The organism is Micromonospora sp. NPDC093277 (assembly GCF_044765245.1).
Lineage (GTDB): Bacteria > Actinomycetota > Actinomycetes > Mycobacteriales > Micromonosporaceae > Micromonospora.
Genome location: NZ_JBIWJO010000001.1, coordinates 1 through 13,006, shown reverse-complemented (window position 1 = coordinate 13,006; position 13,006 = coordinate 1). Strand labels below are relative to the sequence as shown.

General features: G+C 72.4%; 11 protein-coding genes, 1 tRNA gene and 1 pseudogene. 4 read left to right on the top strand and 9 right to left on the bottom strand.

Annotated elements, in window-relative coordinates; translation table 11 throughout:
- Nucleotide 1: 1 nt before the first annotated feature.
- From glmU to ACIRG9_RS00055, 3 genes and pseudogenes are all read right to left on the bottom strand, one after another.
- Nucleotides 2-1,525: pseudogene (gene glmU, locus ACIRG9_RS00065) on the bottom strand (bifunctional UDP-N-acetylglucosamine diphosphorylase/glucosamine-1-phosphate N-acetyltransferase GlmU); the annotation flags it as partial.
- Nucleotides 1,526-1,598: 73 nt separating this feature from the next.
- A tRNA-Gln gene (locus tag ACIRG9_RS00060) sits at nucleotides 1,599-1,669 on the bottom strand.
- Nucleotides 1,670-1,717: 48 nt separating this feature from the next.
- The gene (locus ACIRG9_RS00055) at nucleotides 1,718-2,458 is read right to left on the bottom strand and encodes a resolvase (RefSeq protein WP_402847923.1); all 741 of its coding nucleotides are present in this window, start codon (nucleotides 2,456-2,458) and stop codon (nucleotides 1,718-1,720) included.
- 122 nt (nucleotides 2,459-2,580) lie between these two features.
- Between ACIRG9_RS00055 and ACIRG9_RS00050 the strand changes: the two genes are divergently transcribed.
- Complete coding sequence (locus ACIRG9_RS00050) at nucleotides 2,581-3,585, top strand: acyl-CoA desaturase (RefSeq protein WP_402847921.1); 1,005 nt, start codon at nucleotides 2,581-2,583, stop codon at nucleotides 3,583-3,585.
- 228 nt (nucleotides 3,586-3,813) lie between these two features.
- Nucleotides 3,814-4,500, top strand: a complete 687-nt coding sequence (locus ACIRG9_RS00045) for a TetR/AcrR family transcriptional regulator (RefSeq protein ID WP_402850154.1) — start codon at nucleotides 3,814-3,816, stop codon at nucleotides 4,498-4,500.
- A gap of 20 nt (nucleotides 4,501-4,520) precedes the next feature.
- Here ACIRG9_RS00045 and ACIRG9_RS00040 read toward each other — a convergent pair whose 3' ends face one another.
- The 6 genes from ACIRG9_RS00040 to ACIRG9_RS00015 form a co-directional block, all read right to left on the bottom strand.
- A complete protein-coding gene (locus ACIRG9_RS00040) occupies nucleotides 4,521-4,994 on the bottom strand; it encodes a DUF4383 domain-containing protein (RefSeq protein WP_402847919.1) in 474 nt (157 codons plus the stop codon).
- Between the two features lie 113 nt (nucleotides 4,995-5,107).
- Nucleotides 5,108-5,566 carry a DUF4383 domain-containing protein gene (locus ACIRG9_RS00035; RefSeq protein ID WP_402847918.1) on the bottom strand — a complete coding sequence of 153 codons (459 nt, stop codon included), beginning with the start codon at nucleotides 5,564-5,566 and terminating at the stop codon, nucleotides 5,108-5,110.
- A 95-nt stretch (nucleotides 5,567-5,661) separates the two neighbouring features.
- Nucleotides 5,662-7,461, bottom strand: a complete 1,800-nt coding sequence (locus tag ACIRG9_RS00030; protein ID WP_402847916.1) for an ABC-F family ATP-binding cassette domain-containing protein — start codon at nucleotides 7,459-7,461, stop codon at nucleotides 5,662-5,664.
- Between the two features lie 241 nt (nucleotides 7,462-7,702).
- Nucleotides 7,703-8,656 carry a 4-(cytidine 5'-diphospho)-2-C-methyl-D-erythritol kinase gene (locus ACIRG9_RS00025; RefSeq protein WP_402847914.1) on the bottom strand — a complete coding sequence of 318 codons (954 nt, stop codon included), beginning with the start codon at nucleotides 8,654-8,656 and terminating at the stop codon, nucleotides 7,703-7,705.
- Nucleotides 8,657-8,741: 85 nt separating this feature from the next.
- Entirely contained in the window at nucleotides 8,742-9,611 is an 870-nt protein-coding gene (gene rsmA, locus ACIRG9_RS00020; protein WP_402847912.1) for a 16S rRNA (adenine(1518)-N(6)/adenine(1519)-N(6))-dimethyltransferase RsmA, read from the bottom strand.
- Nucleotides 9,612-9,692: 81 nt separating this feature from the next.
- Nucleotides 9,693-10,631, bottom strand: coding sequence for a TatD family hydrolase (locus tag ACIRG9_RS00015; RefSeq protein WP_402847910.1), 939 nt, complete (start codon nucleotides 10,629-10,631; stop codon nucleotides 9,693-9,695).
- A gap of 82 nt (nucleotides 10,632-10,713) precedes the next feature.
- On the opposite strand from ACIRG9_RS00015, the gene ACIRG9_RS00010 reads away from it, so the two are divergent.
- Together ACIRG9_RS00010 and ACIRG9_RS00005 are read left to right on the top strand one after the other, a co-directional pair.
- Nucleotides 10,714-11,937 carry a hypothetical protein gene (locus tag ACIRG9_RS00010; RefSeq protein ID WP_402847909.1) on the top strand — a complete coding sequence of 408 codons (1,224 nt, stop codon included), beginning with the start codon at nucleotides 10,714-10,716 and terminating at the stop codon, nucleotides 11,935-11,937.
- A 61-nt stretch (nucleotides 11,938-11,998) separates the two neighbouring features.
- Nucleotides 11,999-12,850 (top strand): alpha/beta fold hydrolase, encoded by an 852-nt coding sequence (locus ACIRG9_RS00005; RefSeq protein WP_402847907.1) that lies wholly within the window; start codon nucleotides 11,999-12,001, stop codon nucleotides 12,848-12,850.
- Nucleotides 12,851-13,006 lie beyond the last annotated feature (156 nt).

The following is a 13,006-nucleotide window of genomic DNA, read 5'->3' as shown; positions in this document are numbered from 1 at the left end:
ATTCGGTTGCAGTATCCCCCGGGTTCACCGGCCCGCCCACGGACTCCGCACCCTCGTGGATTCAGTCACCTTCGCTTGCGGCCCCGGCCCCATCCGACGCATCCTCACCGGCCCGCTGCGCCGCCTCGGCGGCCGGCGTACCAGCGCGCTTGCGCAGCACCCAGCCCTCCACGTTGCGCTGCTGACCCCGGGCCACCGCCATCGCCCCCGGCGGCACGTCCGCCACGATCACCGAGCCCGCCGCCGTGTACGCGCCGTCGCCCACCTGCACCGGCGCGACGAACATGTTGTCCGCCCCGGTACGCGCGTGGCTGCCGATCGTCGTGTGGTGCTTCCGCACCCCGTCGTAGTTGACGAAGACCGACGCAGCGCCGATGTTGGTGTGCTCACCGATCGTCGCGTCTCCCACGTACGACAGGTGCGGCACCTTGGAACCCTCGCCGATCGTGACCTTCTTGGTCTCCACGAACGTGCCGACCTTCGCCTTGCGGGCCAGCCGCGACTCCGGCCGCAGGTAGGCGTACGGCCCGACGCTGGCCTGCGGGCCGACCTCGGCACCCACCGCGTGGCTGCGCACCACAGCGGCGCCCGCGCCGACCGTGGTGTCGATCAGCGTCGTGTCCGGGCCGACCACCGCGCCCGCGCCGACCACCGTCGCGCCCTGCAGCTGGGTGTTCTGGTCGATCACCGCGTCCCGCTCGACGGTCACCGTCACGTCGATCCAGGTGGTGTGCGGGTCGAGGATGCTCACCCCGGTCCGCATCCAGCCCTCGTTCACCCGGTCCCGCAGCAGCCGGCGCAGCCCGGCCAGCTCGACCCGGTCGTTGCAGCCCAGCGTCTCCGCGTGGTCGGCGGCGCAGTGCACCGCCACCGGCTCACCGCCGTCCCGGAGCAGGCCGAAGACGTCGGTCAGATATTCCTCGCCCTGCTCGTTGTCGGTGGAAAGCTTGCCCAGCGCCTCCCGCAGCCGCGCCACGTCGAACGCGTAGATGCCCGCGTTGATCTCCCGCAGCGCGCGCTGGGCCGGGGTGGCGTCGCGCTCCTCGACGATCTGCTCCAGCCGGCCGTCGGCGTCCCGCACGATCCGGCCCAGGCCGGTCGGGTCGGGCACCTCGGCGGCGAGCACGGTCGCCGCGGCACCGGCATCCTCGTGCGCCTCGACCAGGGCCCGTACGGTCTCCGGCCGCAGCAACGGCACATCCCCGTTGATCACCACCACCGTGCCGGCGACCTCCGGCACCGCGTCGAGCGCGATCCGGACCGCGTGCCCGGTGCCGAGCTGCCGCTCCTGCAGCACCGGCGTGGCCTCGGGGGCGACCTCGGCCAGGTGCGCCCGCACCTGGTCCGCCTCGTGTCCGACCACCACCACCGTGCGGTCCGCCTCCAGCGGATCGGCCGCGGCCAGCACGTGACCGAGCAGGGTACGGCCGAGCAGCGGGTGCAGCACCTTGGGCAGGGCCGACTTCATCCGCTTGCCCTCACCGGCGGCGAGCACGATTACGGTGCGGAGGCGGGGCTGGGGCACGACGTGGCTCCCGTCGGGACGGCGACAGTCTCGCGGCCATGCTAACCACGCGAGCACGGCCGAACGGCAGAAGCTCCCGGGAGAGGATTCGAACCCCTATAATCAGGACCAAAACCTGACGTCCTGCCATTAGACGACCCGGGACGGTCGAAAACGGGCAAAAACGGGACCCGCCTTGGCGTTGCCTACACCTTACCGGTCGCGAGGTGGATCCTCATCGCTCATTCCCCTCATGATCCCTTCAACCTTCCAGTAGATTCGGCTGGATCGGAGAACGCAGATCGTCAGGCAGCCACGATAGTCCGCGCCGATGTTCCGACGCCGGGTCGCCGGCTGGTGCTTCTTGAGGGACGTGCGCTGAAAGTCGCCCGGGGACACACCCACCAACTCGGCCCACCACCGCACCGCCGCTGCGGCGTCGGCGGTCTCGTGGATGCTCACCCTGAACCGCCGGTCGGCCGCAGGCACTCCGAGCGCGTCAAGGAACCGCAGAAAGAGCATCACCAGCAGCGGATCGCTGTTGATGAACTTAATCCGACAGTCGTGCGGGCGCCAGGGCTTGGCCTTCGCTCCTTCACACCAGTAGACGGCCGCGCCTACCAGCACCAGTTCCCGATAGCGCAGCGTGCGCACCCACCTGCCGGCGGCCGCCACCATGTCGGCCCGGGCCGCGTCGCGCGCCGCGCGATGGGCGCTCCACTGCGCGTCCGTCCTGGCTTGCGAGGCCGCCCTGCGCCGCTCGCGCACCAGATCCGGGGCTAGCGGGAGATGACGGGTCCAGAGGTAGGCGGTCGACTTCGACACCTGGAGCCGCTCCGCGATGTCGCCCACCGGGCAGCCCTCCCGCCGGAGGGCGAGCGCCTTCTCATAGAGCTCCGGCTTTCGGCCGCGGTAAGGACGCCGCTCGGTGGTTGAGCCGTCATCGTCAGTCACCTCGGCAGGTTAGAACGGGCGTACGACAGGTCCCGGCCATTCACGATTCAAACTGTCCGGTACGGCGCGGTCGGCCGCTGGTTACGGTGACGTAGGCGTAACCAGTCTTCCTGGGAGGTGTCATGGCGACCGCCCTGACCGACCCGAACACCGGACCCAAGCCGCTGACCGAGGGCCACCAGTCCCGGGGCATCCTGATCGCCCTCTGGGGCTTCGTGGTCGTCCCGTTCCTCGCCCTGCTCGCCGCCGTCCCGGTGGCCTGGGGCGGCTGGCTGGGCTGGAGCGACGTCCTCGTGGCCGCCTTCTGGTACATGCTCTCCGGCCTCGGCGTCACCGTCGGCTACCACCGGTACTTCACCCACGGCTCGTTCCGGGCGAAGCCCTGGCTGCGGGTGGCGCTCGCGGTGGCCGGTTCGTTCGCGGTGCAGGGTGAGGTCATCCAGTGGGTGGCGGACCACCGCCGGCACCACGCCTTCTCCGACCTGGAGGGCGACCCGCACTCGCCGTGGCGGTTCGGGGCGAGCGTCCGCGGGCTGACCCGCGGGATGTTCCACGCGCACGTCGGCTGGCTGTTCAACCGGGAGCTGTCCAACCGGGATCGGTTCGCCCCGGATCTGCTCGCCGACCCGGCCACCCGCCGGGTCGACCGGCTCTTCTCGCAGCTGGTGCTGGTCTCCCTGCTCGGGCCGGCGGCGATGGGCGGGCTGCTCACCGGATCGTGGCAGGGCGCGCTGACCGCGTTCTTCTGGGGCGCGCTGGTCCGGATCGCGCTGCTGCACCACGTCACCTGGGCGATCAACTCGGTCTGCCACGTCTATGGGGAGCGGCCCTTCGCGGTCCGTCAGGGCGACCGCGCCGCGAACTTCTGGCCGCTGGCGCTGCTGTCGTTCGGGGAGAGCTGGCACAACCTGCACCACGCCGAGCCGACCAGCGCGCGGCACGGGGTGCTGCGGGGTCAGCTCGACCCGTCGGCTCGGGTGATCTGGCTGTTGGAGCGGACCGGCGCGGTGTGGGCGGTCCGGTGGCCGAAGTCGGAGCGGATCAACGCGAAGCTGGTGGGGCCGGAGCGGACCCAGGTCCGGCCGGTCGAGCCCGAAGCGGTGAACGACCGCCCGGCGCAGCCGTGACCGGCCGGCCGGTGGCGCGGCGGTAACCGGCGGAGCCGTGACCTGTCGGCCACGGTGGCGCGGCGGTAAACGGTCAGCCAACAATGCGGCGGCCTGGCAGGATGGCCGGGTGACCGAGCTTCAGCGCCACCTGGCTGGCGATCCGGCAGGGCCACGGATCGGCGAGGCGTCCCGATGAGCGGGCAGATCCCACGGCAGGGCGTCACCGAGCGCCGGCGAGGTGACGAGATGACCGAGGTTCCGGGCGACGACGCCGGCAAGGCCCGGCGGCGGGCGGTCCCGGCGGCGAAGTCCTCTTCCCGGGTACGGATGTCCGCGGCGCAGCGCCGTGAGCAGTTGATCTCGATCGCCCGACAGATCTTCGCCGAGCGCGGGTTCGACGCCACCTCGATCGAGGAGGTTGCCGCCCGGGCCAAGGTCTCCAAGCCGGTGGTGTACGAGCACTTCGGCGGCAAGGAGGGCCTGTACGCGGTGGTGGTGGACCGCGAGGTCCGGTCGCTGCTGGAGCGGATCACCAGCGCGTTGACCGCGGGGCATCCGCGAGAGTTGCTGGAGCAGGCGGCGTTGACGCTGCTGACGTACATCGAGGAGGAGACCAGCGGGTTCCGGGTGCTGGTCCGGGAGTCGCCGCTGCTGTCGGCGACGGGCAACTTCAGCAGTGTGATGAACGATGTGGCGCACCAGGTGGAGCACATCCTCGGCGCCGAGTTCTCCAGCCGGGGGTACGACCCGAAGCTGGCCGAGCTGTACTCGCAGGCGCTGGTGGGCATGGTGGCGTTGACCGGGCGCTGGTGGCTGGAGGTGCGCAAGCCGCGGAAGGAGACGGTCGCGGCGCACCTGGTGAACCTGGCCTGGAACGGCCTGTCGCATCTGGAGGCGAAGCCGGGCCTGATCACGTTCCGCAAGCCGGGCTGAGAGCGCGGCCGGGGGTCGGGTCAGCGGTGGCGTTCGGCGACCGGGTGGCGGCGGCGTTCGTGTTCGGCCGCGGCGTGCTCCGGGGGGCCAACCTTGTCGTAGAGGCCGGTGGCGAGCAGGACCAGCCCGAACAGCAGCGACACGATGACGGTGGACATCGAGAAGTTGAGGAAGTTCGCCGTCGTCTGGAGCACGGACATCATGAGCAGGCCGGTGAAGAGGAAGACCACCCCGGCGGTCAGGTTCATGTAGTGGCCGAGGTTGCCGCGCCGGGACGCCCCGATCAGCAGGAACGCGCCGAAGATCACGGAGACCAGGGAGAAGGCCAGGTTGGTGCGGAGCCCGAGGGCCCAGTCGCTGCCCCGGCCGAAGAGGCCCCTGTTCCAGGTGAGGACGACCCCGTACACCCCGAACGCCAGGATGTAGAGCCCGATGAGTCCGGCGAGGACGCGGTAGAGCGGCCGTGCGGGGTGGTTCACCGGGAAGTGCGCCATGGGTCCTCCAACCGAATGACCGTTTCGGGAAGATTGTCCCCCCTGGCGGCTGGAGCCGTCCCCGGAAACGCCGAAGGCCCGGCACGAGCCGGGCCTTCGGAGCGGGCTGCGGATCAGAGCACGAGCCGGGCCTTCTGCCAGGCCTCCTGCTCCTCGTCGGTGCCGACCTTGCCGTACATGCCGGCCATCAGGAGCACCATGCCGAGGGTCAGCACCACGATGACGGTCATGATCGAGAAGTTGAAGATGTTGGCGTCGGTGTGCAGGAACGCCAGCTCGGCCAGGCCGAGGAGCATCAGCACGTAGGCGAGCCACTGGTTGATCACGACGTCGAGGTTGCGGCCGATCGCGATGCCGAGCAGGATCACGGCCCCGAACACGACGGAGAGCAGCGAGAAGCCGAGGTTGGCGCCCTGGCCGAGGACCTTGAGGGTGTCGTCCTGGGCGAGCGCCTCGCTGTCGGCGGTCGTGATCATGCCGAACACGCCGAAGAGGACGAAGTACAGACCAACGAGCCCGCCGATCGCCCGGTAGATCGGCCGCGCGGGGTGGTTGACGGGGGTGTGGGACATGTCTGCGTCTCCAAGACCGTTCGGATACGGGGTCGCTGGTGATTGTCCCGTACGACGAGATGTGACGCCGCACACCCCCCACCCGGGTGTCGAGATCAGCCGGCCGGCATTTCCTCGGCGAGGACGAGCCAGGCCTCCTCGGTGCGTTCCCGGTCGGCCCGCAGCTCCTTCAGTTGGGCGTCCAGCTCGGCGACCCTCGCGTAGTCGGTGGCGTGCGTGGCGAGCTGGTCGAGCAGGTCGGCCTCCTTCTGCTCCAGCTTGGCGATCTGCCGTTCCAGCTTGCCCAGCTCCTTCTTCGCGGTGCGTACCTCGGCCGCGGACATGCCCTCGCGGGGCGGGGCGGTCCCGGCCGGGGTGAGGTCGGCCGGTGCCGGGCCGCCGCCCGCGGCGGCCCGGGCCAGGTATTCGTCGACCCCGCCGGGCAGGTGCACCAGCCGCCCGTCGCCGAACATCCCGTACGCCACGTCGGCGACCCGCTCGATCAGGTAGCGGTCGTGGCTGGCCACGATGATGGTGCCGGGCCAGGAGTCGAGCAGGTCCTCCAGCGCGGCGAGGGTGTCGGTGTCCAGGTCGTTGGTGGGCTCGTCGAAGAGGAGCACGTTGGGCTCGCCGGCGAGCAGCCGGAGCATCTGCAGCCGGCGGCGTTCGCCGCCGGACAGGTCGCTGATCGGGGTCCAGAGCCGCCGGTCGTCGAAGCCGAAGATCTCGGCGAGCTGGGCGGCGCTGATCTCCCGGTCGCCGAACTGGACGCGCCGGGCCACCTCCTCGACGGCCTCGAGGACGCGCAGCTCGCCGGGGAGTTCGGCGAGTTCCTGGGAGAGGAACGCGGGCCGCACGGTCTGCCCGGTGGTGAAGTGCCCGCCGTCGGGGCGGGTGATGCCGGCCAGCATGCGCAGCAGGGTGGTCTTGCCGGCGCCGTTGCGGCCCAGGATGGCGACCCGGTCGCCGGGGCCGACCTGCCAGGTGACGTCGTGCAGGATCTCCTTCGGGCCCGCGTGCAGGGTGATCTGATCCAGGTCGTACACCTGCTTGCCGAGCCGGGCGGTGGCGAGCCGCTGCAGCGACATGGTGTCGCGCGGCGGCGGGACGTCGGCGATGAGCGCGTTGGCCGCCTCGATGCGGAACTTCGGCTTCGAGGTACGGGCGGGCGCGCCGCGGCGCAGCCAGGCGATCTCCTTGCGGAGCAGGTTCTGCCGGCGGGCCTCGGTGGCGGCGGCGACCCGCTGCCGCTCGGCGCGGGCAAGGATCCAGGCGGCGAAGCCACCCTCGTACGCCCGGACGGCCTGGTCGGCGACCTCCCAGGTGGTGGTGCAGACGGCGTCGAGGAACCACCGGTCGTGGGTGACCACGACGAGGGCGCCCTTGCGGGTGACCAGGTGCCTGGCCAGCCAGTCGACGCCACCGACGTCGAGGTGGTTGGTGGGCTCGTCGAGGATGAGCAGGTCGGCGTCGCGGACCAGCAGCGCGGCGAGCGCGACGCGGCGGCGCTCACCACCGGACATCGGCCCGACCGGCGCGTCGAGGCCGAGGTGCGGCATGCCGAGGCCGTCGAGGATGGCCCGGACTCCGGCGTCGCCGGCCCACTCGTGCTCGGCGCCCATGCTCTCGCCGAGCCAGGCGGTGCCGAGGACGACGTCGCGGACGGTGGCGTCGGGGGCGAGGTGCAGGGTCTGCGGCAGCCAGGAGACCCGGAGGTCGCGGCGGTGGGTGACCCGGCCGTCGTCGGGTTCCTCGGTGCGGGTGAGCAGCCGCAGCAGGGTGGACTTCCCGGCGCCGTTGAGGCCGACGACGCCGACCCGGTCGGTGTCGTCCAGGCCGAGCGAGACGTCGGTGAGCAGCGGCCCCGCGGTGCCGTACCCCTTGGACACCCGGTCCAGGTTGACGATGTTGGCCACTCTCCCACCTTTCATGATCAAGGCGTCCCGGTGCCGCGGTCGGCACCTGGGGACGCCCGCCTCTCAGCGTACGCGGCCGACCGTCCGGCCCACGCCGCCCAGATCGACTCCGATTGCGGCAAAGCGTGGTCTCGTCGCCGGATTTGACCACACTTTGCCGCAAGGCGTGTCGATCATGGGGCCGGGCGAACAGCGGGCCGACCGGAGGCGGACTGGATCGGTCGGGACCTCGAGACGCGGGTCAGACGACGCGGGCGCCGGCGACCGGGCCGTGGGCGACCCAGGCCTCCCGGCACACCTCGGCGGCCTCCAGTTCGGCGGCGATCCGCCGGGCGTCCGCCTCGTCGGTGGCCAGGAAGACGCAGGTCGGGCCCGAGCCGGAGACGATGCCGGCGAACGCGCCCGCGGCCTCCCCCGCCTTGAGGGTGGCGGCCAGCGACGGGCGCATGGTCAACGCGGCGTCCTGGAGATCGTTGCCGAGCGCGGCGGCGAGGACCCGCGGATCGCGCTGGCGCAACGCGGCGAGCAGCCCGTCGGTGCTGCCCAGCGGCTCACCGGCGGTGCCGGCGTCGCGGAGCCGGTCCAGTTCCCGGTACGCGGCCGGGGTGGAGAGGCCGACGTCGGCGATCGCCACCACCCAGTGCCAGGAGGTGGGGCGGGCCAGCACCGGGCTGACCGCCTCGCCCCGGCCGGTGCCGAGCGCGGTGCCGCCGTAAATCAGGAACGGCACGTCGGAGCCGAGGTCGGCGGCGATGTCGGCCAACTGTTCCCGGGACAGCCCGGTGCCCCAGAGCGCGTCGCAGGCCACCAGCGCGGCAGCGGCGTCGGCGCTGCCACCGGCCAGCCCGCCGGCGAGCGGGATCTGCTTACGCAGGTGCAGCCGGGCGTGGGGCAGGACGCCGGCGTACCCGGCGAGGGCGTGGGCGGCCCGGATCACCAGGTTGGAGTCGTCGAGGGCCAGCTCCCCGGTGCCCTCGCCCTCCATGGTGAGGATGAGGGTGTCGCCGCGACGGGCGGTCAACTCGTCGTAGATGGAGATCGCGTGGTAGACCGTGTTCAGCTCGTGGTACCCGTCCCCGCGCAGCGGCCCCACCCCGAGGTGCAGGTTGACCTTGGCGGGCACCCGGACCTTGACCGGCCCGCCGGCCCCGCGCCGCTGCTCGTCCTCGTCGTCCGGTCGCCAGGCCTCGGTCACAGGACGATGTCCCGCGGGCACAGGCGGATGTCGAACGGCTTCTCCACGATCAACTCCTCGGCGGGGTCGGGCAACGGCGCCCAGCCTACTGGTCCGCGACGGGCCCGGTCGGGGCCGACGCGGCGACGGCGGCGAACTGCTCCACGGTCAGCGACTCGCCGCGGGCGCCCGGGTCGACGCCCGCGGCGGTGAGCGCGGCAGCCGCCCGGTCGGCGCCGCCGGCCCAGCCGGCCAGGGCGGCGCGCAGGGTCTTCCGGCGCTGCGCGAACGCCGCGTCCACCACCGCGAAGACCGCCTCCCGGCGTACGTCGGCGCGGGGCGGCTCCCGGCGGGAGAAGGCGACCAGTCCCGAGTCGACGTTCGGCACCGGCCAGAACACGTTCGGCGGGACCTTGCCGGCGGCCCGGGCCCGGGAGTACCAGGCGAGCTTGACCGAGGGGACGCCGTACACCTTCGAGCCGGGACCGGCGACGAGCCGGTCGGCGACCTCCTTCTGCACCATCACCAGGCCGTGCCGCAGGGTGGGCAGTTCGGCGAGCAGGTGCAGCACCACCGGCACGGCGACGTTGTACGGCAGGTTCGCCACCAGCGCGGTGGGCGCCGGGTCGGCCAGTTCCGCGGCGGTGACCCGCAGCGCGTCGGCGGGGTGCACGGTGAGTCGGGCGGCGTCCGGGCCGGCGAACCGGGCGGCGGTCTCCGGCAGCGCGGCGGCCAGCTTGGGGTCGAGTTCCACGGCGTGCACGTGCGCGGCGACCGGGAGCAGGGCCAGGGTGAGCGAGCCGAGCCCGGGGCCGACCTCCAGCGCCACGTCGTCGGGGGCGAGCCCCGCGCTGGCGACGATCCGGCGGACGGTGTTCGGGTCGTGCACGAAGTTCTGGCCGAGCTTCTTGGTCGGCATCACGCCGAGGCGCGCGGCGAGTTCCCGGATCTCCGCCGGGCCGAGGAGTCCGGTCACGCCCCGTAGCGTATTCGCCTCGCCGCTCAGGTTAGGAGGGGCCCCTTGTACAACGCGAGGCGTTAACAAGGGCCCCTCCTTTCACCACGGACCGAAGGCGCGGTCGCCGGTGGTGGAGATGGTGGCGCAGAGGGTGTCCAGGTCGGTGCCGGTGGTCTCGGCCAGGAACCGGATGGTCAGCGGGATCAGGTACGACGCGTTCGGCCGGCCCCGGTACGGCATCGGGGTCAGGTACGGAGCGTCGGTCTCCACCAGCATCTGCTCGATCGGGGTCACCGTGGCGGCCGCGCGGAGCGCCCCGGCACTGCCGAAGGTGACCGTGCCGGCGAAGCTGAGCAGGTAGCCCCGGCGTACACACTCCCGGGCGAAGTCGGCGTCGCCGGAGAAGCAGTGCATCACGACCGTGTCGGGGGCGCCCTCGTCGTCGAGGACGCGCAGCACGTCGGCGTGCGCGTCCCGGTCGTGGATGACCAGCGCCTTGCCGTACCGCTTGGCGACGGCGATGTGCGCCCGGAAGCTCTCCTCCTGCGCGGCCCGGCCCTCGTCCCCGGTACGGAAGAAGTCCATCCCGGTCTCGCCGACCCCGCGTACCCGGTCCCGGGCGGCGAGGGACTCGATCTCGCGCAGCGCCTCGTCCAGGTCGGCCAGCCGGGGCGCCTCGTTCGGGTGCAGCGCCACGGTGGCCAGCACCGCGCGGTGCTGATCGGCGACGTCGGCACCCCAGCGGGACGACTCGACGTCCACGCCGACCTGGACCAGCCGGTCGACGCCGACGGCGGCGGCCACCGCGACCGCCGCGGCGACCGGGTCGGCGGCGGGTCCACCGGTCGAGTCGCCGTTCGCCGGCGATCCCGGCTCGCCGACCGGGGGCACGCCGAATTCGCTGACGGTGATGTCGAGGTGGGTGTGGCTGTCCAGCACCGGGACGGCCAGCGCCTCGGGCGCGGGCGGGAACTCCCCGGCCCGGCGGGCGGCCCGCTGCTTGCGGGTTTCGGTCTGCTCGGTCATCGCGGCCAGCATCACACACCGCCGGTGGCCGGTGTTCCCGGACCGCCATCACCTGTTCACACCCGCAACATGTGTCGCGCTTACCGTGCGGATCGTGACCGTCACCCCTCAGGCCAGCGGGACCGGGCTGCATGTGACGTACGACGGCCGCGTCCACCCGGCGGAGGAGATCGCCCGGGGCGCGGCGTACGAGTTGTTCAGCGCCGAGGAGGTGCCCGGCTTCGAGTGGGCGCCCCGATCGGGCGTGGCGTATCCGTGGCGGAAGTTCGCGCACGTCACCGAGGTGACCGCGGTGCACGGCGGCAGCCCGCCGACCGAGGAGACGGACCCGCCGCTGCTGATGCCGGTGCATCGGGAGCGCGCCTGGTCGTACCTGCACCAGCTCAGCCAGCAGCCGGGCGCGGCCGGGGACGCGACGCTGGCCGCGGTGCGCGGCTCGGCGGTGATCCGGCCGGGCACCCGGATGGTGAAGGTGCTCTCCGCCCGCCAGTTCGCCGGCTACGTGCGGGGCCTGCTGCCGCACGGCTTCTGCTACCGGGAACACGACGTGGCCCACCTGCGTACGCCGACCGGGCTGGCGGTGCTGCGCGGCGACGGCGAGGCCGGCGACGTGGCGTACGCGCTGCGCTGGCGGGCCGCCGGCCCGGGCGACTACGACGTGCCAATCGGGCCGGCGCACCAGGGGCTCATCGCCCTGCCGCCCCGCGACCGGCTCGGGCCGCCGGTGCTGGGTACCGGGTTCGTGCCGAGCAACGCCCAGCTCATCCCGGAGTTCGTCACCCGGGACTTCGCCGACCTGCCGATGCCGGCCAACGCCGCCCTGGTCGCCTACCCGGCCGAGGGGGTGGAGGTGGTGCTCTACACCTACCAGGCGGAGCAGCGGGGCTGGCTGCGGATGGTAGGCCCGCAGTGGCGGCACCTGCTGTCCGCGGTGCCCGGGCTCTCCCCGGACCAGGAGTACATGCCGACCGGCGACACGCCCCGCTCGACGCGGCTCGTCGGTGTCTACCGCGAGAACGAGTACGAGGCGGTGGCCGACCAGCCCGGCGGGTTCCGGGTGCTGGCGATGACCCGGGCGGCCCGGTACCCGGTGGAGTCGGCGGCCCGGCGGCTGCGCCTCGCCGCCTGGCGCGGGGTGCCCTGCCTGGTGCTCTGGGAGGAGTCGGGCTGGCTGCGCCTGCGGCTGCGCCGGCCGGACCCGGACGCGATGGCGGCCACCGGGGCGCAGTGCCACGAGCGGGGCGTCTACGAGACCTGGGCGCCGGGCGCCGAGGTGACCGACGACCAGGTGGCGGACCTGCCGTACCCGCGGGCATAACCGGGGGCGGCGCGGGAATCCGCCGGGGTCCGCGATGGCATCCCAGCTCAGGAGACCCGACATGCCCTTCGTCACCGTCGGCACGGAGAACTCCGCGCCCATCGACCTGTACTACGAGGACCACGGATCCGGCCAGCCCGTGGTGCTCATCCACGGCTTCCCGTTCAACGGCGCGACCTGGGAGAAGGTGTCCAACCCGCTGTTGAACGCCGGTTACCGGACGATCACGTACGACCGGCGCGGTTTCGGCGCCTCCGCCCAGCCGACCATGGGATACGACTACGACACCTTCGCGTCCGACCTGGACGTGCTGATGACCGAGCTGGACCTGCGCAACGCGATCCTGATCGGGCACTCGATGGGCACCGGCGAGATAACCCGCTATCTGGGCACGTACGGGTCGAACCGGGTGGACCGGGCGGTGCTGTTGGCCCCGTTGGCGCCGTTCCTGTTGAAGACGGCGGACAACCCGGAGGGCGTCGACAAGCAGCTCTTCGACGGCTTCCAGCAGGCGATCCGTGCCGACCGGTTCGCCTACCTGACCCAGTTCTGCCAGAACTTCTTCAACTTCGACGAGAACAAGGGCAAGCGGGTCAGCGAGGACGCGTTCCGGGGGCACTGGGAGATCGGCGCACGGGCGTCGGCCCGGGCCACCCACGACAGCGTGGACGCCTGGCAGACGGACTTCCGCAACGACCTGCCCCGGATCGACGTACCCGTGCTGCTCATCCAGGGCGACAAGGACGCCGTGCTGCCCTATCCGGCGACCGGGCAGCGGTTGGCGCACATGCTGCCCAACGCGAAGCTGATCACCTTGAAGGGCGCCCCGCACGGCACCCCGTGGACCCACGCCGACGAGGTCAACCAGGCGATCATGGAGTTCATCGGCGTGTCGCGGATGGCGCGGGCCTGATCGTGCCGGCGGGGGGGGGCCGGGGGGGGGGGGGGCGCCCCCCCCCCCCCCCCCCCCCCCCACGCCGGACCCCTTAGAGCTTGGTGGGGTACTGCGGGCAGGCGGCGGCGGTCAGCCGGACCGGACCCGCCTTGCGGATCTTGATCTTCTTGAGCT